The organism is Streptomyces cadmiisoli (genome assembly GCF_003261055.1).
GTDB lineage: Bacteria > Actinomycetota > Actinomycetes > Streptomycetales > Streptomycetaceae > Streptomyces > Streptomyces cadmiisoli.
In genome coordinates, this window is sequence record NZ_CP030073.1 from 7659129 (window position 1) to 7680115 (window position 20987).

Below are 20987 nucleotides of genomic sequence, written 5' to 3' on the forward strand. Positions count from 1 at the left end.
ACGCTCACCCCTCGTCGGGGACGGCGTCGGGGCGCGCGTAGGTGCGGCCCTTCCAGGCCGCACCGCGCCCCCGGTAGTGCTGCACCGCGGAGTCCACCGTCATGAGCAGGTACAGGAACGCGGTGAACGGCAGCAGGACGGCGAACCACGCGGCCACGCCGTAATAGCGGAGCATCGGGAGATAGGTGCCCGCCATCACCAGCCACGCCGAGAGCCCGAGGACCGCGGCGGCCGTGTCTCCCGCGGCCGCCCCGGCGACGAACGCCACGGGCGGCACCAGGTACACCAGCGCGAGTCCCGCCACGGTCCCGGCCAGCAGCAGCGGGCTGTGCCGCAGCTGGGCGTAGGCGCTGCGCGCGACCATGCGCCACAGGTCGTGCAGGCGCGGATACGGCCGCACGCTGTCCACCCGGTCGGCGAGCCCCAGCCAGAGGCGGCCACCGGCCTCGCGGACCGCCCGCGCGAGCGCCACGTCGTCGATGACGGCGTGCCGGACGGCCTCCGGGATGCGGGCGCGCTCGGCGGCGTCGGCGCGCAGCAGCACGCACCCGCCGGCCGCGGCGGCGGTCCGGGCACCCCTTCTGCCGATCCGGCGGAAGGGATACAGCTGGGCGAAGAAGTAGACGAAGGCCGGCACGACCAGCCGCTCCCAGCGGCTCTGCACGCGCAGCCGGGCCATCTGCGAGACGACGTCGAAGCCACCGGTGCGGGCGGCGGCCACCAGCGCGCGCAGACTGTCCGGCGCGTGCGCGATGTCGGCGTCCGTCAGCAGGAGGTACTCGGGCTCACGCGCGCGTGCCAGGCCGATGCCGTGCCGTACCGCCCACAGCTTGCCGGTCCAGCCGGGCGGCGGTTCGCCCGGCGAGTCCACGGTGAGCGGCAGGCCGCCGTGCCGGCGGGCGAGTTCGCGGGCCAGCGCACCGGTGCCGTCCGTGCTGCCGTCGTCCACCAGGAAGACCTCCGCCCGCCCCGGATAGTCCTGGGCCAGCAGCGACGGCAGACTCGCGGGCAGGACCGTCGCCTCGTCGCGGGCCGGCACGACCACGCAGACGGACGGCCAAGTGTCGGGTTCGGTACGCGGCGGCAGCCGGACGTCCGTCCGCCAGAAGAACCCCTGGCACAGCAGCAGCCACAGCCAGGCGACGAGTGAACCCGCGGCGGTCCATGCGATGGCGCTCACCCGCGCAGTCTGCCCCACCGGACCGGCCGGTAGGGGCCCATCGTCTATCGTGACCGGGTGAAGATCGCGCTCATGGACTCCGGAATCGGCCTGCTGGCGGCCACCGCCGCGGTACGGCGCCTTCGCCCCGACGCCGATCTCGTGCTCTCCCTGGACCCCGACGGCATGCCCTGGGGACCGCGCACCCCGGAGGATCTCACCGGGCGGGCCCTGGCCGTGGCGGAAGCGGCCGCCGCGCACCGTCCCGACGCCCTCATCGTCGGCTGCAACACCGCCACCGTGCACGCCCTGACCGCGCTGCGCTCCCGCCTCGAACCGGCGGTGCCGGTCATCGGCACCGTCCCGGCGATCAAGCCGGCCGCGGCCGGCGGCGGCCCGGTCGCGATCTGGGCCACGCCCGCCACCACCGGCAGCGTGTACCAGCGTGGACTCATCGAGGACTTCGCGGGCGGGGTGCGGGTCACCGAGGTGCCGTGCCCGGGACTGGCGGAAGCGGTCGAGCACGCCGACGAGGCCGCCGTCGCCGCGGCCGTCGCCGCCGCCGCCGAGCTGACCCCGGACGACGTCACGACGGTCGTCCTCGGCTGCACCCACTACGAGCTGGTCGCCGAGCGCATCCGGGCCGCGCTGCAGCGCCCCGGAGCACCGGCGCTCGTGCTGCACGGCTCGGCGGGTGCCGTCGCCGCCCAGGCACTGCGCCGGATCGGCTCGCGTCCCGATCCCGCGGCGGAGGCCGGCGGCAGCCTGACCGTGCTGCTGAGCGGCCGCGAGGGCGCCCTGCCTGCCCCGGCCCTGACGTACGCCGAAGGGCGGCTGCTGTCGGCGGTCAGCCCCGTCCGGTGACCGACGGCAACTGAGCGGAATTTCTCGGTCCGGCGGGTGCCCGCCCGGACCGGTCACTCAGCGCAACGCCCTACCGGCGCAGCGAAACCTGAGTAGTCTCGAAGTCATGAGGGACCTTCCCCACGGCGAGCACGGCTCGCACCCCGACGTGTGGACCGGTCGGGCCACCAACCGGGCCCAGTGGCTGCTGGCGCTCGTGGGCGCCGCCTGCCTGGCGCTCGGTATCGAGCTGGCCGTCGACTCCGCGTGGTCGAACGGCATAGCCCCGCTCGTGATGTCCGTCGTGGGGTGCATCGCGGCCGGGCTGCTGGTGCTGTTCGGCACCCTCGCCTTCGTGCACGTCGCGCTGAAGGTCGACGAGGACTCCCTGGAAGTACGGTGCGGCCACATCGGTGTGCCGCGCCGCCGCATCCCGCTGTCGCAGGTGGTCGGCGCCGAGTTCGTCGCGCACGTCACCCCGCGCCAATGGGGCGGCTGGGGCTACCGCTGGCGTCCCGAGAAGGGCACCGCGGTGGTCGTACGGCGCGGTGAGGGCCTGGTCCTGCGGCTGTGGGACGGGCACACGTTCACGATCACCGTGGACAACGCGGAGAGCGCCGTACGGGTCATCGAGTCCCGCCTCGGCACGGGCGCGCCGAACACGGCCCACTGAGGTCACCGCGCGGAACACGGCCCACTGAGGTCACCGCGCCGGACGGTCACCGGGGGCGACCTTCTCCCGCCCGGGTGACTCCTCGGTCAGCGGACGGGCCGTCGCCAGACCCGCGAGCAGACCCGCCCCGACCGACACGGCGGTGAAGCTCAGGGCGTTGCCGACCGCGGCGACGGCGGCGAGGGCCGTGAGCGCCGCCCCCGCGGTGAGTGCCACCGGGGTGGGCCGCCCGGTGCGCCACAGCGTGTAGAGCACCCAGCAGAAGGCCGCCGCCAGCAGCGCCACGCCGACGACTCCCTGCTCGGCGGCCTGCTGCAGGAAGGCCGAGTGGGGTTTGCCGTCCGACAGCGGCGACGCCGTCGCGGTGGGGCTCAGCTCTCCGAAGCGCCCGGGTCCCACCCCCAGGAACTCCGTACGGGCCATGCCCAGCGCGTCCTGCCACAGCGCCACCCGGTGCCGGGTCAGCGGACCCTCCAGCGCCGTGGCGAGCCCTTCGGGCAGCACACTCCCGGCGACCGCCCAGCTCCCGGTGGTCACCAGGGCCGCCGCCAGGGCGAGCCCGGCGATGCCGAGGCCGCGGTGGTTCATCCGACCGGCGGCAAGGGAGCAGAGCAGAACCGCGGAGCAGGCCAGCGCCCCGGCGACCGAGCCGAGCGCCGCCGCGGTGAGCGCGATCCCCGCGGCCAGCAGCCGCAGCGCCAGGCGCAGTGCGGGAAGAGAAGTCGACCAGGCGGCGCAGCAGGCGGCACCGGCCGACAGGGCCAGCAGCGCGGCGGTGGCTCCCACGTGGCCCAGCGGCATGCCGGGCTGCGGTCCCGGGGCCAGATGCGGAACGGTGACCGTCAGTGTGAGCCCGGCGAGCGCTCCGGCTGCGGGCGCCACGACCGGGGCGAGCGCCCCGCAGATCCGCCCCGCGGCGTAACCGGCGGCGACCGCCAGTACCGCGAGCAGCACACCCTCCGGGCGCCCGCCGTGCACCGTCGCCGTGATCAGCGCCCAGACGGCGCAGGCCCCGAGGACCACCACACCCATGGCGTCGGAAACGTTGCGTCTGTCGCCGTCCGCGTCCGCACCGGCCACGGACTCCATCCCTGTGGAACCCACCCGTCCCCCCGAAACCCGGCCGCCCCCGACCCGTGACGGGCCCGGCCGTCCCGTCCTGCGAGCTGGGCCCCGGCACACGTTAACGGCTGATGGGCGGTTTGTGGATGACTGGCACCGAGTTGTGCAGGAACGTTGCGGCAACGACCGGGTGGAGCACGCCCGACGCCCCGCCACCGCGTTGCCGCACGTGAAGCCGACCGCCGTACACTCCCGGGGTGACCGTCACCGCAACCTCCGTGGACGAATCGGGCGCCGTACCCGCCCGGACCGAGCCCCAGCCGCGCGTCGCACGGCTGCTGCACGGCCTCGTCCCGGCCGCCGCAGCGGCACTCTCCGGAGTGCTGCTCTACGTCAGCTTCCCGCCGCGCACCCTGTGGTGGCTCGCCCTGCCTGCCTTCGGCGTCTTCGGCTGGGTGCTGCGCGGGCGCGGCTGGAAGGCGGCACTCGGCCTCGGCTACCTCTTCGGCCTCGGCTTCCTGCTGCCGCTGCTGGTGTGGACCGGGGTGGAGGTCGGCCCGGGGCCCTGGCTCGCCCTGGTGGTGATCGAGGCGGTCTTCGTCGCCCTGGTGGGCGTGGGCGTCGCCGCGGTGTCCCGGCTGCCGGGCTGGCCGGTGTGGGCGGCCGCGGTCTGGGTCGCCGGTGAGGCGGCACGCGCGCGCGTGCCGTTCAACGGCTTCCCCTGGGGCAAGATCGCCTTCGGCCAGGCGGACGGGGTGTTCCTCCCGCTCGCCGCGGTCGGCGGCACACCGGTTCTCGGCTTCGCGGTCGTCCTGTGCGGCTTCGGCCTGTACGACATCGTCCGTCTGGTGGCGGAGGGATGCCGCACGCACGTGGTACGGCGGGGGGCCGCTGCGGTCGCGCTGCTCAGTGCGGCCGTACCGCTGCTGGGGGCGTTCGCCGCCCGCGCTTTGGTGAGCGACCGCGCCGAGGACGGCACCGCGACCGTCGCGGTGATCCAGGGCAACGTGCCCCGCGCGGGCCTCGACTTCAACGCCCAGCGGCGTGCCGTGCTCGACCACCACGTCCGCGAGACCGAACGGCTGGCCGCCGAGGTCGCGGCGGGCCGGGCCCCCGAGCCCGACTTCGTGCTCTGGCCGGAGAACTCCTCCGACATCGACCCCTTCGCCAACCCCGACGCCTACGGCGTCATCGAGACCGCGGTCAAGGCGATCGGCGCGCCCGTCTCCGTCGGCGGAGTCGTCGAGCGCGACGGCCGGCTCCTCAACGAGCAGATCCTCTGGGACCCCGAGAAGGGTCCGATCGACACCTACGACAAACGGCAGATCCAGCCGTTCGGCGAGTACCTCCCGCTGCGCTCCCTGCTGGACGCGATCAACAAGGACTGGACCGGCATGGTCCGCCAGGACTTCAGCCGGGGCGCCGAGCCGGGCGTCTTCACCATGGACGGCGCCGAAGTCGGCCTCGCCACCTGCTACGAGGCGGCGTTCGACTGGGCCGTGCGCGACACCGTCACCGGCGGCGCCCAGATCATCTCCGTGCCGAGCAACAACGCCACCTTCGACCGCAGCGAGATGACCTACCAGCAGCTCGCGATGTCCCGCATCCGGGCCGTCGAGCACAGCCGCACCGTCACGGTGCCGGTGACCAGCGGCGTCAGCGCGATCATCATGCCCGACGGCGAGATCACCCGGCGGACGGGGATGTTCGTCGCCGACTCGCTCGTGCAGGAGGTGCCGCTGCGCTCCTCCCGGACACCCGCCACACAGCTCGGCATCGTGCCGGAGCTCGCCCTGGTGCTCGTCGCGGCCGGCGGTCTGGGCTGGGCGGTCGCCGCGGGTGTGCGCGGACGGCGCGCGGGTGGCGTGTAGCGGTACGCCCGCCGTACGCCCCGCGAACCGACAGGAGGCCCGGTGCGCAGCCCGTTAGGGTCGCTCCATGGCTACTCCTGACTTCATCCGCGGCCTGCGGGTCTCCGCCGGGCATCAGCTGCTGTGGCTTCCCGGGGTCACCGCCGTCGTCTTCGACGAGGACGGCAGAGTGCTGCTGGGCCGCCGGGCGGACACCGGCAGATGGTCGCTGATCGGCGGGATCCCCGACCCGGGGGAGCAGCCCGCGGCCTGCGCCGTGCGGGAGGTCCACGAGGAGACGGCGGTGCACTGCGTGCCCGAGCGCGTCGTACTGGTCCAGGCGCTGAAGCCGGTCACCTACGACAACGGCGACATGTGCCAGTACATGGACATCACGTTCCGCTGCCGGGCCGTCGGCGGTGAGGCACGTGTCAACGACGACGAGTCGCTGGACGTCGGCTGGTTCGACATCGATGCCCTGCCCGAGCTCCACGAGTTCGGGCTGCTGCGGATCAAGCAGTCCCTGTCCGATGCCCCCACATGGTTCGACACTACGAGTTTCGAATGAAGTATGGGTTCTGAGCACATGGGGCGGGGTGCGCGGGCTGCCTAGGGTCGAGCCATGACCCCGACCCCCACTCCTGCGGGCGCCCTCGCCCCCTCGCTCGACCTCGGCGGCCGCACGGCCCTGGTCACCGGTGCCGCCGGCGGCATCGGCCGCGCCTGTGTGCTGCGGCTGGCCGTCGCCGGGGCGAAGGTCAGAGCCGTGGACCGGGACGCCGCGGGACTGGAGTCACTCGCCGAGCGGGCGGCGGGACTGCCGGGCACCGTGGAACCCCGTGTCCTGGATCTGACCGATCTCGACGCCGCCGAGCAGGCCGCCGCCGGCACCGACGTCCTCGTCAACAACGCGGGGCTGCAACTGGTCCGGCCGATCGAGGATTTCCCGCCGGACGTCTTCCACACGGTGCTCACCGTGATGCTGGAGGCGCCGTTCCGGCTGATCCGCGGCGCGCTGCCCCACATGTACGGGCAGGGCTGGGGACGCATCGTGAACATCTCCTCGGTGCACGGCCTGCGCGCCTCCCCCTTCAAGGCGGCGTACGTGGCCGCCAAGCACGGTCTGGAAGGGCTGTCCAAGACCGCCGCGCTGGAGGGCGCGCCGCACGGGGTCACGTCCAACTGTGTGAACCCCGCCTATGTGCGCACGCCCCTGGTCGAGAAGCAGCTCGCCGACCAGGCCCACGCCCACGGCGTCCCGGCCGAACGCGTCCTGTCCGAGGTCCTGCTCCAGGACAGCGCCGTCAAACGGCTCATCGAACCCGAGGAGGTCGCCGAGGCGGTCGGCTATCTGTGCGGCCCGCAGGCGTCCTTCGTCACGGGCACGTCGCTGGTCCTCGACGGCGGCTGGACAGCGCACTAGTGCCGCGGCACCGGAGCGCCCTCCGACGGACCCCGTCCACGTCCGGACGCCGGGCGCACACGCTCGCGGCGCCGGGCCCGGACCCCGGCACGGACGAGGCCCCGGGCGCCCCGAGTTCTCCACAGGGCTGACGGGGCGCGCGGGCGATGGTGAATCCTGTGAGCATGTCCCGCGATCACGCGCAGTCCGCCGAGCGCCCCGCACCCGACGCCGGGCCGGCTCCCGGCGGCACCGAGGCGCCGTTCCTGGAGCTGCTGGCCTGCGGCGCGTCGGCCGACGCCTTCGAGGAGCCGCTGCTGCGCGCCCGCGCCGAGGGCCGGTCCGCCGAGCGGATCACCGCGCTCGAACACGCCAAGCTGCTCGCCCTGCGCGTCCGGTCGGAGCTGGAGGGCCGCCGCCGCCGCGAAGCCGAACTGTCGGCGCTGTTCGAGACCGCCCACGACCTGGCCGGACTGCGTGACCTGGACGCCGTGCTCCAGGCGATCGTGCAGCGCGCCCGGTCCCTGCTCGGCACCGACGTCGCCTACCTCAGCCTCAACGACCCCGCGCGCGGCGACACCTACATGCGCGTGACCGAGGGCTCGGTCGCGGCCCGCTTCCAGCAGCTGCGGCTCGGGATGGGGGAGGGGCTCGGCGGCCTCGTCGCCCAGACCGCCCGCCCGTACGTCACCGACGACTACTTCAAGGACGAGCGCTTCCAGCACACCGTCACCATCGACACCGGTGTGCGGGACGAAGGCCTGGTCGCCATCCTCGGGGTCCCCCTCATGCTCGGCCACCATGTGATCGGCGTCCTCTTCGCCGCCGACCGGCGCGCCCGGGTCTTCGAGCGGGCGCAGATCGCCCTGCTCGGCTCCTTCGCCGCGCTCGCCGCGGCGGCCATCGACACGGCCAATCTGCTCACCGAGACCCGCTCCGCCCTTGCCGACCTGGAGCGCGCCAACGAGATCATCCAGGACCGCAGCGGTGTCATCGAACGTGCCTCCGAGGTGCACGACCGGCTCGCCGAACTGGTGCTGCGCGGCGGCGGGGTGCACGACGTGGCCGCCGCCGTCTCCGAGGTGCTCGGCGGCACCGTCGCGTTCAGCGACGCCGACGCGGCACCGGCGCGTGCCGTGGAGGCGTCCCGCACGGAGGGCCGCGCGGTGCGGCACGAGGACGACTGGATCGCGGCCGTCGCCGCGGGCGGCGAACTGTTCGGTGCCCTCGTGCTGCGCGGTCACCCCCGTCTCGACCCGGTCGACCAGCGCACCCTGGAACGGGCCGCGATGGTCACCTCCCTGCTGCTGCTCGCCCGCCGGTCCGCCGCCGAGGCCGAACAGCGCGTCCGCGGCGAGCTGCTCGACGATCTGCTCGACGCCCGCGACCGCGACCCGCGCCTGCTGCGCGAACGGGCCTCCCGGCTGCACGCCGACCTGGCGGCCACCCACGTCGTGCTGGCGGCCCGCCTGGACGGCGCGACGGCCGACGCCGACCACGAGGCCGACGCCCGGCGACGTCTGTGGTCCGCCGCGTCCCACCTCGCCGCCACCCGGCACGGACTGGCCGCCGCCCGCGACGGCGGCACCGTCCTGCTGCTGCCCCTGGAACCCGGCGACACGGCCACCGGCCTGGCCCGCCGTACCGCCCGGCAGCTGGGCACCGCCGTCCACGAGACGGTCACGGTGGGCGCGTCCGCGCCGGTCGAGGACCTCAGCGCCCGCCCCGACCGCGTCGCCGCCGCCTACCAGGAGGGCCGCCGCTGCCTGGACGCCCTCCGCCTCCTCGGCCGCACCGGGGACGGCGCCGCCGCGGAGGACTTCGGCTTCCTCGGGCTGCTCCTGGCCGGCGACCGGGACATCGCGGGTTTCGTCGACCGCACCATCGGTCAGGTCGTCGCCTACGACGAGCGGCGCGGCACCGATCTGGTCCGCACCCTCGAGGCGTACTTCGCCTGCGGCATGAGCCCCGCCCGTACGAAGGACGCACTGCACGTCCACGTCAACACCGTCGCCCAGCGGCTGGAGCGCGTCGGCCGGCTGCTCGGCGACGACTGGCAGAGCCCCGCCCGCGCGCTGGAGATCCAGCTCGCCCTGCGCCTGCACTGTCTGGCCGCCACCGCACAGCACTGACCCCCGCACGCGCAGTGCGTACGGGGGCCGTCGGCCTCGCCGGGTCAGACGCGGTGCGCGTCGCGCGTCCGGGAGGTGGGGGTGGCCGCCGCGTCGGAGGGTCCGATGTCGGCGAGGTCCCGGTTGCGGGTCTCCTTGGCGAGCGCCACGGCGACGATCGTCAGGAGCGCGGCGGCGATCACGTACAGGGCGATCGGCGTCGAGCTGTCGTACTCGGACAGCAGCGCGGTGGCGATCAGCGGCGCGGGCGCGCCGGCCGCGACCGAGGCGAACTGGGCGCCGATGGAGGCACCGGAGTAGCGCATCCGGGTCGCGAACATCTCGGAGAAGAAGGCGGCCTGCGGCGCGTACATCGCGCCGTGCATCACCAGGCCCACCGTGACGGCGAGGATCAGGTTGGCGTAGCCGCCGGAGTCGATGAGGGAGAAGAAGGGGAACATCCACAGGCCGACGCCGACCGCGCCGATCAGATACACCGGACGGCGGCCGATGCGGTCCGACAGGGCGCCCCACAGCGGAATCACCGCGAAGTGCACGGCCGACGCGATGAGCACCGAATTGAGCGCGGTCTGCTTGGAGACCCCGGCGGAGGTGGTGGCGTAGACGAGGATGAACGCGGTGATCACGTAGTAGCTGATGTTCTCGGCCATACGGGCGCCCATCGCCACCAGCACGTCACGCCAGTGGTGGCGCAGCACCGCGACCAGCGGGGTCTTCTCGGCGGCCTGGGTGCCGTCCGTCCTGCGTGCCTCGGCCTGTGCCAGCGCCTGCCGGAACACGGGCGACTCGTCCACGGACAGCCGGATCCACAGTCCGACGATCACCAGGACGCCGGAGAGCAGGAACGGTATCCGCCAGCCCCAGTCGAGGAAGGCGGACTCGGACAGCAGGGCGGTCAGCAGGGACAGCACACCGGTCGCGAGAAGCTGCCCCGCGGGTGCGCCGGTCTGCGGCCATGAGGCCCAGAAGCCGCGTCGGCGCGCGTCCCCGTGCTCCGACACCAGCAGGACGGCACCGCCCCATTCGCCGCCCAGCGCGAATCCCTGCACGAGGCGCAGCACGGTGAGCAGCACCGGCGCGGCCGTGCCGATCGTGGCGTGGGTCGGCAGCAGTCCGATCGCGAAGGTCGCCCCGCCCATCAGCAACAGGCTCAGCACCAGCAGCTTCTTGCGCCCGAGCCGGTCGCCGTAGTGCCCGAAGACCAGGGCGCCGAGCGGCCTGGCGGCGAAGCCCACCGCGTACGTCAGGAAGGACAGGAGGGTGCCGACGAGCGGGTCGCTGTTCGGGAAGAACAACTCGTTGAAGACGAGGGCGGCGGCGGAACCGTAGAGGAAGAAGTCGTACCACTCGATCGTGGTCCCGACGAGGCTGGCGCCGACGATGCGCTTGAGATTGGCGGGTGTCGGTGGAGCGGATGCTGCGGAGGCCATGGGCGCCACTTCCTCGTGTGCGGTGGGGACGGGTTGGGTGCTGGGACACCGTAGGGAAGGCGCAGGTGGAGCGGACATGTGGTGGGACTACATACTTCGGGGAGTCCATGTGCGTGGCGGCGCCATGTCTACGCCGCGCGATCCGCTGTGGCGTGATCCTTTCGGCGGCGCGAGCGGCCGGTCCGACGCGACCAGGTGCGCTGGCCTGAATCCAACATCATATATTGTGCATGATCTGGCTCGATGTGATGCGGCGGCAGCCCGTCACGAATTCACGCCCTGCTCATGACGTGGCGTCGGTGAAGGCCCCCCCGGGCCGACCGGGGTGACCCTGCGGGCCGCGCAGCCCTCTCAGGAGGTTTCTGCGTCCTGCCACATGCCGCGCTCCCGGAGGGTCGCGACGAGGTGGTCGGCGCTGTCGAGGATGTGCTGCTCCATGAGGGAGCGGGCCAGACGGGAGCTGCGTCGGCGGAGGGCTTCGAGGATGAGGGGGTGCTCCTCGCGGGCGGCGGTGGCCCGGCCCTCGATGCTGAGGTAGAAGCGGTCGGGCAGGTGTTTGACGACGGAGCGCAGCAGCAGGGCGAGACGCTGGGAGCCGGCGGCGAGGTTGATCTGGCGGTGGAACGCGTGGCCGTACTCGACCATGCCCTCCCGGTCACCGGACTCGACGGCCTCGTCGTGCTGCTTGACGATCGTCTCAAGCGCGTCGAGCTGTCCCTGGGTGATGTTCTCGGCCGCGCGGGCGGCGAGTTCGCCGCCGAGTTGGGCCTGGACCCAGAACAGGTCGCGGAGGTCCTGCTCGGTGAAGGGCGTGACCACGAAGCCGCGGCGGGGGACGAGTTCGACGAAGCCCTCGCCGCTGAGGGCGAGAAGCCCTTCGCGCACGGGTGTGTTGCTGACCCCCACGGCCTCGGCGATGGGCTCCATGCGCAGGAACTCGCCGGGCGCGACCTTGCCGGAGATGATCAACTCGCGGACGTGGTCGGCCACTTCTTCGGAGAGTTGCTGCCGCTTCGAGTCGCGGTCACGAGCCATGGACAACCTCGCCGCCATCACGCATCGGGCCCGCCAGAGACCCGAACATCATATAGCGGCGGGGGGGAATGGGTCCTGGAGTGCTCAGAGAGCGGGCATATCGCGCATCATGTTCTCCGTTGTCGGGTGGGAGATGCCGGCCGCGGCACAAGGCGTGCGAAACACGGCCCGCGGACGCGCGCACCGCTCGAGGCGATCAGGCGGCGCTGTCGCGCAGTTCCGCCAGGGACGCCGTGGTCAGACGCCTCGGGGTGCTGTCGGGGGCCACGAGGACCACGGTGCACTCGGCCGCGTGCGTGAGCGCGGTGGTCAGGCTGCCGTCGGCGAACTGGACGACGGCGCCGCGCGGTGAACGCCCGATGGCGACGGTGCGGGCGCGGACGTCCGCGGCGTGCCGGGCCAGGACCCGGCCGGCCGCCGCGTGGTCCCCGACGCTGGTGAGGATCTGGCCGGTGGCCGCGATCCCGTGCGCGGCGAGCCGGTCGAGGTGGGCGGTGACCGCGGCGCGCGCCCGCTCCTCCGTCTCGGTGTCCACGGCCTGCTCCTCGACCACCGCGGTCCGCCGGACGTGGACGACTTCCAGCGGGCTGTCGCTGTCCTCGGCCAGGAGCGCCGCGGCGTCGACGATGGCCGCGGCCCCTTCGTGGGCGCCCACGGCGACGATGACGGGAGGCGGGCCGGCGACGGCCCGGACGCCGACGGGCGTCAGCGACGGCGCCACCGGCTCGCTGTCACCGATGCGTTGTTCGGCCCGGCGGAGCAGACGGTGGCCGCGGGCCAGGACCGGGACGGCGAGGAGGAAGGTGCCGGCGCCGAGGTAGAAGGGGACGCTCAGTCCGGCGGCGTCGGCGAGCTTGCCGGCCACGTAGGGGGCGAGGCCGCCGCCGATGAAGCGCAGGAAGCCGTAGGCGGAGGAGGCCACCGGGCGCTCGACGGGCGAGACGAGCATGACGGCCTGGGTGGTGAGGGTGTTGTTGACGCCGATGAAGGCGCCGCTGACGATCACGGCCACGATCACCACGGCCGGGGTGTCCACACCCGCCGCGATGACGGCCATGACGGCACCGAGGCCGATCAGGTTGGCGTACAGAACGGGGGCGGTGCCGAAACGGGCTTGCAGGCGCGGGGCGAAGAAGACGCTGAAGGCGGCCACGAGCAGGCCCCAGCCGGTGAAGACCAGACCGAGCCGATGGGCGTCCAGCTCCATGGGGTACGGCGCGTAGCCGAGCATCGTGAAGAAGCCCCAGTTGTACAGCAGGGCCATGATGCCCATGGTCAGCAGGCCGCGGTGGCGCAGCGCCCGGAGCGGGGCGATCGGCGAGCTGCGCCGCGTCGGCCGGGGCAGCGAGGGCACCAGGAAGAGGGTCGCGAGCAGGGCGACGGCCATGAGGACGGAGACGCCGAAGAAGGGCCCGCGCCAGCTGATGGCGCCCAACTCGCCGCCGAGCAGGGGGCCCACGGCTATGCCGAGCCCGAGCGCGGTCTCGTAGAGGATGATCGCGCCGCCGAAACCGCCGCTGGCGGACCCGACGATGACGGCCAGCGAGGTGGCGATGAACAGGGCGTTGCCCAGGCCCCATCCGGCGCGGAAGCCGACGATGCCGTCGACGGAGCCGGCCGAGCCGGCCAGGGCCGCGAAGACGACGATGATCGTGAGGCCAAGGACCAGCGTGCGCTTGGCCCCGATACGGCTGGAGACCCAGCCGGCGAACAGCATGGCGACCGCGGTGACGATCAGATAGCTGCTGAACAGCAGGGACACCTGGCTCGGTGACGCGTGCAGGCTCTGGGCCAGCGCGGGCAGGATCGGGTCGACCAGTCCGATGCCCATGAACGAGATCACACAGGCGAACGCCACGGCCCATACGGCCTTGGGTTGCCGGAACGGGCCGGCGGCCTTTCCTTGCGCTGCGCTCATGTGCGTTTCTCTTCTCTCCGTCGTCCGTCGTCCGTCGGCGGTTGACGGGGGAGGGGGCTGAGGGCGGTCAGGAGCGGGTCCGGCGGTCCTGGATGGCGCGGGCCAGTGCGGGCAGCGCCGTCCGCACCGCCTGCTGCTCCGGCTCGGTCAGCTCGGCGACCAGCAGCTGGAGGGCATCGGCGCGCTCGGCGCGACGCCGGTGGAAGACGTCCAGGCCCGTTTCGGTGGCCTCCACGAGCACGCTCCGGCCGTCCGTGGCGTCGGCGACGCGGCGCACCAGGTCCGCGCGCTCCATCCGGGTGACGAGCTGGGTCATGTTCGGCTGGGAGACACCCTCGGCGCGGGCCAGATCCGTCAGCCGCTGCGGGCCCTCACGGCTGAGGCGGCCCAGGGCCGAGGAGGCCGCCGTGCTCAGCTCTCCCGCCCGGGAGTTCTGGCGCACGTAGCGGACGATGTGCTCCACCGCGATGATCAGGTCCTCCGCCGACCCCGCCGTGTTCTCGGCGTCCATTTGCATAACCCCATTATGCATGTACGTGTATCATGAATCAATTCGGCGGTCGCGGCCGGACGGGCCGGGCGGCAGCCGGGAGAAGGCAGGGGGACTGTCGCCGACGTACTGTGAAAAATGTGTTCTCATTCGCCGGCATCGCGACGGCCGTGATCGACGAGCACGGGGACGTGCTGCGCTGGTCGCAGGAGGCCTGCGACCTGCTGGGGCTGTCCGCGAAAGAGGTCTGCGGGCGCCCCTTCCTGGACCTGTTCGCCGAGCGGCGCCTCGGTGCGGACGGTGACGGCAGCCTTCCGGCTCACGGCCGGGCGCGGCTGCGCCACGACTCCGGAGAACCGGTCGACGTCGCCTTCCGGGTGGTGGATCTGCAACCGTCCGGCCAGTCCCTCGTGCTGGTCGCGGCGGCCCGGCCCGCCGACGACTGGGAGCACGGCGCCAACGCCCTGCGCGCCCTGCTCGCCCAGGACCACATCGGGATCAGTGTCCACGACCAGGAACTGACGGTCGTACGCAGCAACCTCACGCCCGACGGACCCGGCGCCTGTGCCGCGTCCCCGGGAAGCAGGCTCACCGACCTGCTCTCGCTGCAGGACGCGGAAGCCGACGAGGCCGCGCTGCGCCACGTGCTGGACACCGGAGTACCGCTCGTCGGCAGGGACCTGCGCGTGCGGTTGCCGGACGGTCCCGAACACCGGCCGGTGTCGCTGACGGCCTTCCGGATGGAGAGCACCGACGGAGTACCCGAGGGTGTCGTCGCGCTGTTCAACGACGCCCTCGCGCAGCAGCGGGCCCGGTTCGAGCTGGACCTGCTGCGCCAGGCGGCCATCAGGATCGGCGGCTCCCTCGACCCCAGGCGTGCCGCCCAGGACCTGGCGGACGTCCTCGTCCCCGCCTTCGCGGACCTCGCCTGCGTCGAACTCGCCGATGCCGTGCTGGAGGGGGACGAGCCCACGCGCATCACGGGCGGCGGGGACCTCCACCTGTGCCGGGCCGCCGTCGCCGCGGCGGACGGCCACTGGCCGGCCGACCTGCTGCAACCCGGAGAACCGATCCCCCCGGTGGTGGCCACCGCTGAACTGCTCGACCTCCAGCACGGGCGGGCCCTCGTCCTCGACCCGGCCAAGGTGGCCACCTTCTTCGACGACCCGGAGGAGTTCCGGCGCGTCGTTCCCGAGAACGGATGGTGCGGCATGTGGGCGCCGCTGTTCGCACGCGGACTGGTCCTCGGCACCATCGGGGTCTGGCGCACCGACCAGACCGACCCGTTCGACCAGGAGGACGCCGACCTGCTCACGGAGATCGCCTCCCGGGCCGCGCTCAGCGTGGACAACGTCCGCCGCTACACCCGCGAGCACCGCTCGGTCCTGGCGCTGCAGCAGCGTCTGCTCCCCCCGCCCACCTCGGACACCCTGGCCGCGGAGACGGCGGGCCTGTACCTGCCGGCCGGCGGCGGAGCCGACATCAGCGGCGACTGGTACGACGTGATCCCGCTGTCGTCGTTCCGGGTCGCGCTGGTCGTCGGCGAGGTGGCCGGGCACGGTCTGTACGCCACCGCCACGATGGGGCGTCTGCGCACCGCCGTCCGTACACTCGCCGACCTGGAGCTCGACCCCACCGAACTCCTCACCCACCTCGACGACCTCGTACGGCAGCTCACCGGGGAGAGCCCGGACAGTCCGGCCGGGGCCACCTGTCTGTACGCCGTCTACAACCCCGTCCGGCGGTGCTGCGCCCTCGCCAGCGCCGGACACACCTCGCCCGTGGTCATCGGCCCCGACGGCACCAGCAAGGTCATCGACATCTCCCCGGGACCTCCTCTGGGAATGGGCGGAATGCCGTTCGAGAGCGTGATCATCGACCTGGAGCCGGGCAGCGTCCTCGCCCTCTACACCGACGGCCTGGTCGAGCGCGGGGACGGTGACGCCGCCGCCGGGCTGCGGTGGCTGACGGAGAGCCTCGTGGCCTCGTGCGGCGCCGGCCGGCCGCTGAGCGAGGCCGGCCGCGCGGTGCTGGCCGACCTCGGTGACGCGCCGCCCCGCGACGACATCGCCCTGCTCCTGGCCCGCACGCGCGGCGTCCCGGAGGAGTCCACCGCCGGCTGGGAGTTCGAAGCGGACCCGGCCGTGGTGGCGACCGCCCGGCAGGCCGCCGCCCGGCAGCTCGCCGAATGGGGGCTGGAGGAGGCCGCCTTCACCACCGAGTTGATCGTCAGCGAACTGGTGACCAACGCGGTCCGGTACGGGGGCGGACCGGTCGGCCTGCGGCTGATCCGCGGCGACGTGCTGGTGTGCGAGGTCAGTGATCCGAGCAGCACCCAGCCCCGGCTGCGTCGGGCCCGCTGGACGGACGAGGGCGGACGCGGGCTGTTCCTGGTGGCCCAGCTCGCGACGCGCTGGGGCAGCCGTTACCGCCGAGGGGGCAAGACCATCTGGGCCGAGCAGCCGCTCGTCCCCACGGCGGTCGACTTCTCCGAGTTCCTGTGAACCCCGGGACCCGGGACCCGGGACCCGGGAGCCGGGCCCGCGGGCCCGGCGCGGTAGTGCCGCCGGGCGCCACGGGCCGCCCTCGCCCTCGGTCGTTGTCCGAGGTGTGTGGAGTGGGTCAGTCCTTGATCTCGCAGATGAGGGCGCCGGAGGTGATGGAGGCGCCGACGTCGGCGGTGAGGCCCTTGATGGTGCCGGACCTGTGGGCGTTGAGGGGCTGTTCCATCTTCATGGCTTCCAGGACGACGACGAGGTCGCCTTCCTGGACCTGCTGGCCTTCTTCGACGGCGACCTTGACGATGGTGCCCTGCATGGGTGAGGCGAGGGTGTCGCCGGAGGCCGCGGGGCCGGACTTCTTCGCGGCGCGTCGTTTGGGTTTGGCGCCGGCGGCCAGGCCGGTCCGGGCCAGGGACATGCCCAGCGAGACGGGCAGGGAGACTTCCAGGCGCTTGCCGCCGACCTCGACGACGACGGTCTCACGGCCGGCTTCCTCGTCGGTGTCGGTGTCGGCCGGCGACGCGAAGGGCTTGATGTCGTTGACGAACTCGGTCTCGATCCAGCGGGTGTGGACCGTGAAGGGATCGTCCGATCCGGACAGCTCGGGAGCGAAGGCGGGATCGGTGACCACGGCGCGGTGGAAGGGGATCGCGGTGGCCATGCCCTCGACCTGGAACTCCGCGAGCGCCCGGGAGGCGCGCTGGAGTGCTTCGGCGCGGGTGCGGCCGGTCACGATCAGTTTGGCGAGCAGGGAGTCCCAGGCCGGGCCGATCACGCTGCCGGACTCGACTCCTGCGTCCAGGCGGACTCCGGGGCCGGTGGGCGGGGTGAAGGCGGTGACGGTGCCGGGGGCGGGCAGGAAGTTGCGGCCGGGGTCCTCGCCGTTGATGCGGAACTCGAAGGAGTGTCCGCGCAGCGGCGGGTCGTCGTAGCCGAGTTCCTCGCCGTCGGCGATCCGGAACATCTCACGGACCAGGTCGATCCCGGCGACTTCCTCGGTGACCGGGTGCTCGACCTGGAGGCGGGTGTTGACCTCGAGGAAGGAGATGGTGCCGTCGGTGCCGACGAGGAACTCCACGGTGCCGGCACCGACGTAGCCGGCCTCCTTCAGGATCGCCTTCGAGGCCCGGTACAGCTCCTGGACCTGCGCCGGCGACAGGAACGGCGCGGGGGCTTCCTCGACCAGTTTCTGGTGGCGGCGCTGCAGCGAGCAGTCACGCGTGGAGACCACCACGACGTTGCCGTGGCGGTCGGCCAGGCACTGGGTCTCCACGTGCCGGGGCTTGTCGAGGTACCGCTCGACGAAGCACTCGCCCCGGCCGAACGCGGCCACCGCCTCACGTACCGCCGACTCGTACAGCTCCGGCACTTCCTCCAGCGTGCGGGCCACCTTCAGACCGCGCCCGCCACCACCGAACGCCGCCTTGATCGCGATCGGCAGACCGTGCTCCTCGGCGAACGCCACCACCTCGGGCGCACCCGAGACCGGATCCGGCGTCCCCGCCACCAGCGGCGCCCCGGCCCGCTGCGCGATGTGCCGGGCGGCGACCTTGTCCCCCAGATCCCGGATCGCCTGCGGCGGCGGACCGATCCACACCAGCCCTGCGTCCAGCACCGCCTGCGCGAACTCCGCGTTCTCCGACAAGAAGCCGTACCCCGGATGGACCGCGTCCGCACCCGACTCCCGCGCCGCCCGCAACACCTTCTCGAAATCGAGGTAGCTGCTCGCCGGGGTGTCACCGCCCAGAGCGAACGCCTCATCCGCGGCGCGGACATGCAGAGCGTCCCGGTCCGGGTCGGCGTAGACGGCCACGCTCGCGATGCCGGCATCCCGGCACGCCCGGGCCACGCGGACAGCGATTTCGCCACGATTGGCGATGAGCACCTTGGTCAGCATGCCGACTCCCCGGCGTCAGGAAGCAGGGCCGCCTCGCGGACGGTGTTCATGGTCTCTCCGATCGGATCTTCGCGGTGCGGGTGCGCGGGAACGGGGGCCGGGCTCCGGTGATGGGTGGCTCCGGGGTCACAGGGGGATGTTGCCGTGTTTCTTCGGGGGCAGGGTGGCGCGTTTGGTGCGGAGTTGGCGTAGGCCGCGGACGATGTGGCGGCGGGTGTCGGAGGGCATGATGACGGCGTCGACGTAGCCGCGTTCGGCGGCGATGTAGGGGTTGAGGAGGGTGTCTTCGTATTCGGTGATGAGGCGGGTGCGGGTGGTGTCGGGGTCGTCGGCGTCGGTGATGGTGCGGCGGTGGAGGATGTTGACGGCGCCCTGGGCGCCCATGACGGCGATCTGGGCGGTGGGCCAGGCGAGGTTGAGGTCGGCGCCGAGGTGTTTGGAGCCCATGACGTCGTAGGCGCCGCCGAAGGCTTTGCGGGTGATGACGGTGATCAGGGGGACGGTGGCTTCGGCGTAGGCGTAGATGAGTTTGGCGCCGCGGCGGATGATGCCGTCGTGTTCCTGGCCGACGCCGGGCAGGAAGCCGGGGACGTCGACGAAGGTCAGGACGGGGACGTTGAAGGCGTCGCAGGTGCGGACGAAGCGTGCGGCTTTTTCGCTGGCGGTGATGTCGAGGCAGCCGGCGAACTGCATGGGCTGGTTGGCGACGATGCCGACGGGGCGGCCTTCGACGCGGCCGAAGCCGGTGAGGATGTTGGGGGCGAACAGGGGCTGGGTCTCGAAGAATTCGGTGTCGTCCAGGATGTGTTCGATCACCGTGTGCATGTCGTAGGGCTGGTTGGCGCTGTCGGGGACGAGGGTGTCGAGTGCGTGGTCCTCGTCGGTGGGGGTGAGGTCGGCTTCCTCGGGGAAGGCGGGGGGTTCGGTGAGGTTGTTGGACGGCAGGTAGGACAGGAGCTGTTTGACGTATTCGATGGCGTCCTTCTCGTCGCCGGCCATGTGGTGGGCGACGCCGGAGGTGGTGTTGTGGGTGCGGGCGCCGCCGAGTTCTTCGAAGCCGACGTCTTCGCCGGTGACGGTCTTGATGACGTCGGGGCCGGTGATGAACATGTGGGAGGTCTGGTCGACCATGACGGTGAAGTCGGTGATGGCGGGGGAGTAGACGGCTCCGCCGGCGCAGGGTCCGACGACGAGGCTGATCTGGGGGATGACGCCGGAGGCGTGGGTGTTGCGGCGGAAGATCTCGCCGTAGGCGCCGAGGGAGGCGACGCCTTCCTGGATGCGGGCGCCGCCGGAGTCGTTGATGCCGATGACGGGGCAGCCGGTCTTGAGGGCGAAGTCCATGACTTTGACGATCTTCTGGCCGTAGACCTCGCCGAGGGCGCCGCCGAAGACGGTGAAGTCCTGGGAGAAGACGGCGACGGGGCGGCCGTCGACGGTGCCGTAGCCGGTGACGACGCCGTCGCCGTAGGGGCGGTTGTGTTCCAGGCCGAAGTTGGTGGAGCGGTGCCGGGCGAACTCGTCGAGTTCGACGAAGGATCCCTCGTCCATCAGGAGATCGATCCGCTCACGGGCCGTCAGTTTGCCCTTGGCGTGCTGTTTGTCGACCGCGCGTTCCGAACCGGCGTGCGTCGCCTCCTGGATGCGGCGCTGAAGGTCCGCGAGCTTGCCCGCGGTCGTACGAATGTCGATCTCGGTCACTCGTCGCTCCACCCGGATGCGGTCCGTGGGAGCCGCCCGCCGTGGAGCGCCGGATCGTGGTCCGGACCCGCTCCGTGCCGCGGAATCCGCACGGACCTGCTCTGGTACTGAATCTCTGGCTTACGGTACTCAGTACCGTTGTAAGGAGCAAGTGTTTCCGGGTGGCCGGGACGGGAGAGGATGAGCGGTCATGAGCAAGACACCCGCGCGGATCCGACTGGCGGACGCCGCCTTCGCCCTCTTCGACGAGCGCGGATACGAGCAGACCACCGTCGACGACATCGCCGAACGGGCCGGTGTGGGGCGTACCACGTTCTTCCGGCACTACCGGTCCAAGGAAGCGGTCATCTTCCCCGACCACGACCGGCTGCTGGAACTGATCAGGGACCGGCTGGCGACCTCCAGCAACAGCACCGCCCTGGTCGCGGTGTCGGACGCGGTTCGCCTGGTGCTCCTGCACTACCTCGAAGAGGGCGACCTGGCGCGCCGGCGCTACGCCCTGACCAGCAAGGTGGCGGCCCTGCGGGATCGCGAGATCGCGAGCGGGGCGCGCTACCAGCGGCTGTTCCGCGAGTTCATCGCGGAGTGGATGGGCGATCCCACGCAGTCGGCGTCCCTGCGGGCCGAGCTGATGTCGGCGTCCGTCGTCGCCGCCCACAACCATGTGCTGCGCCGGTGGCTGCGGGGCGAGTCCTCGGACCCGGTGACGGAGGTCGACGAGGCGATGAGCGAGGTGCTCGCGCTGTTCCCGGCCCCCTCCGCCCAGCAGAGCACGGGCGACGGCACCACCGTGGTCGCCTTCCGGACGGGGCAGGACCTCGACGCGCTGCTGCCCTCCCTGCGGCGTCTGGTGGAGGGCGGCTCCGGGCGCTGAGCGGCTGCCCGGCCGCGGAC

16 protein-coding genes are annotated in these 20987 nt (G+C 72.5%); 8 read left to right on the forward strand and 8 right to left on the reverse strand.

All coding sequences use genetic code 11. From position 1 onward, the window contains the following. Positions 1-4 precede the first annotated feature (4 nt). Complete coding sequence (locus DN051_RS33780; RefSeq protein WP_112440452.1) at positions 5-1198, reverse strand: glycosyltransferase; 1194 nt, start codon at positions 1196-1198, stop codon at positions 5-7. A 39-nt stretch (positions 1199-1237) separates the two neighbouring features. On the opposite strand from DN051_RS33780, the gene DN051_RS33785 reads away from it, so the two are divergent. Beyond that, positions 1238-2023: a glutamate racemase gene (locus DN051_RS33785; protein ID WP_112440454.1), complete on the forward strand. Its 786-nt coding sequence runs from the start codon at positions 1238-1240 to the stop codon at positions 2021-2023. A 106-nt stretch (positions 2024-2129) separates the two neighbouring features. After that, on the forward strand, positions 2130-2675 hold the full coding sequence (locus DN051_RS33790; protein WP_053757479.1) for a hypothetical protein: 546 nt from the start codon (positions 2130-2132) through the stop codon (positions 2673-2675). A 30-nt stretch (positions 2676-2705) separates the two neighbouring features. Here the strand turns inward: DN051_RS33790 and DN051_RS33795 are convergent, their stop codons facing one another. Next, positions 2706-3764, reverse strand: a complete 1059-nt coding sequence (locus DN051_RS33795; protein ID WP_246040687.1) for an O-antigen ligase family protein — start codon at positions 3762-3764, stop codon at positions 2706-2708. 230 nt (positions 3765-3994) lie between these two features. On the opposite strand from DN051_RS33795, the gene lnt reads away from it, so the two are divergent. From lnt to DN051_RS33815, 4 genes are all read left to right on the forward strand, one after another. Further along, a complete protein-coding gene (gene lnt / locus DN051_RS33800) occupies positions 3995-5608 on the forward strand; it encodes an apolipoprotein N-acyltransferase (protein ID WP_112440456.1) in 1614 nt (537 codons plus the stop codon). Positions 5609-5675: 67 nt separating this feature from the next. Beyond that, entirely contained in the window at positions 5676-6155 is a 480-nt protein-coding gene (locus DN051_RS33805) for an NUDIX hydrolase (protein ID WP_053757477.1), read from the forward strand. 54 nt (positions 6156-6209) lie between these two features. After that, positions 6210-7010: a 3-hydroxybutyrate dehydrogenase gene (locus DN051_RS33810; RefSeq protein ID WP_112440458.1), complete on the forward strand. Its 801-nt coding sequence runs from the start codon at positions 6210-6212 to the stop codon at positions 7008-7010. A gap of 164 nt (positions 7011-7174) precedes the next feature. Further along, the gene (locus DN051_RS33815; protein ID WP_112440460.1) at positions 7175-9121 is read left to right on the forward strand and encodes a helix-turn-helix domain-containing protein; all 1947 of its coding nucleotides are present in this window, start codon (positions 7175-7177) and stop codon (positions 9119-9121) included. 44 nt (positions 9122-9165) lie between these two features. Here the strand turns inward: DN051_RS33815 and DN051_RS33820 are convergent, their stop codons facing one another. The 4 genes from DN051_RS33820 to DN051_RS33835 all read right to left on the reverse strand — a co-directional run bounded on the left by DN051_RS33820 (position 9166) and on the right by DN051_RS33835 (position 14036). Then, a complete protein-coding gene (locus DN051_RS33820; protein WP_112440462.1) occupies positions 9166-10551 on the reverse strand; it encodes an MFS transporter in 1386 nt (461 codons plus the stop codon). 351 nt (positions 10552-10902) lie between these two features. Then, the gene (locus DN051_RS33825) at positions 10903-11586 is read right to left on the reverse strand and encodes a GntR family transcriptional regulator (RefSeq protein WP_246040688.1); all 684 of its coding nucleotides are present in this window, start codon (positions 11584-11586) and stop codon (positions 10903-10905) included. 196 nt (positions 11587-11782) lie between these two features. Next, complete coding sequence (locus tag DN051_RS33830; protein WP_053757472.1) at positions 11783-13504, reverse strand: MFS transporter; 1722 nt, start codon at positions 13502-13504, stop codon at positions 11783-11785. A gap of 67 nt (positions 13505-13571) precedes the next feature. Beyond that, on the reverse strand, positions 13572-14036 hold the full coding sequence (locus tag DN051_RS33835; protein ID WP_053757471.1) for a MarR family winged helix-turn-helix transcriptional regulator: 465 nt from the start codon (positions 14034-14036) through the stop codon (positions 13572-13574). Positions 14037-14134: 98 nt separating this feature from the next. Here DN051_RS33835 and DN051_RS33840 point away from each other — a divergent pair, with 98 nt between their 5' ends. Then, positions 14135-16498: a SpoIIE family protein phosphatase gene (locus DN051_RS33840; protein ID WP_246040689.1), complete on the forward strand. Its 2364-nt coding sequence runs from the start codon at positions 14135-14137 to the stop codon at positions 16496-16498. A 118-nt stretch (positions 16499-16616) separates the two neighbouring features. On the opposite strand, the gene DN051_RS33845 is transcribed toward DN051_RS33840, so the two are convergent. Continuing rightward, positions 16617-18389: an acetyl/propionyl/methylcrotonyl-CoA carboxylase subunit alpha gene (locus DN051_RS33845; protein WP_112442598.1), complete on the reverse strand. Its 1773-nt coding sequence runs from the start codon at positions 18387-18389 to the stop codon at positions 16617-16619. Between the two features lie 129 nt (positions 18390-18518). Further along, positions 18519-20093, reverse strand: coding sequence for an acyl-CoA carboxylase subunit beta (locus DN051_RS33850; RefSeq protein WP_246040690.1), 1575 nt, complete (start codon positions 20091-20093; stop codon positions 18519-18521). Positions 20094-20283: 190 nt separating this feature from the next. On the opposite strand from DN051_RS33850, the gene DN051_RS33855 reads away from it, so the two are divergent. Next, entirely contained in the window at positions 20284-20967 is a 684-nt protein-coding gene (locus DN051_RS33855; protein WP_053761726.1) for a TetR/AcrR family transcriptional regulator, read from the forward strand. Positions 20968-20987: the final 20 nt, after the last annotated feature.

Excerpts from the sequence above, each read along its gene's own strand:
- DN051_RS33790 (WP_053757479.1), top strand. The coding sequence starts at position 2,130 with ATGAGGGACCTTCCCCACGGCGAGCACGGCTCGCACCCCGACGTGTGG.
- DN051_RS33835 (WP_053757471.1), bottom strand. The coding sequence starts at position 14,036 with ATGCATAATGGGGTTATGCAAATGGACGCCGAGAACACGGCGGGGTCG.
- DN051_RS33855 (WP_053761726.1), top strand. The coding sequence starts at position 20,284 with ATGAGCAAGACACCCGCGCGGATCCGACTGGCGGACGCCGCCTTCGCC.
- DN051_RS33795 (WP_246040687.1), bottom strand. The coding sequence starts at position 3,764 with ATGGAGTCCGTGGCCGGTGCGGACGCGGACGGCGACAGACGCAACGTT.
- DN051_RS33820 (WP_112440462.1), bottom strand. The coding sequence starts at position 10,551 with ATGGCCTCCGCAGCATCCGCTCCACCGACACCCGCCAATCTCAAGCGC.
- DN051_RS33810 (WP_112440458.1), top strand. The coding sequence starts at position 6,210 with ATGACCCCGACCCCCACTCCTGCGGGCGCCCTCGCCCCCTCGCTCGAC.
- DN051_RS33815 (WP_112440460.1), top strand. The coding sequence starts at position 7,175 with ATGTCCCGCGATCACGCGCAGTCCGCCGAGCGCCCCGCACCCGACGCC.
- DN051_RS33825 (WP_246040688.1), bottom strand. The coding sequence starts at position 11,586 with ATGGCTCGTGACCGCGACTCGAAGCGGCAGCAACTCTCCGAAGAAGTG.
- DN051_RS33830 (WP_053757472.1), bottom strand. The coding sequence starts at position 13,504 with ATGAGCGCAGCGCAAGGAAAGGCCGCCGGCCCGTTCCGGCAACCCAAG.
- DN051_RS33805 (WP_053757477.1), top strand. The coding sequence starts at position 5,676 with ATGGCTACTCCTGACTTCATCCGCGGCCTGCGGGTCTCCGCCGGGCAT.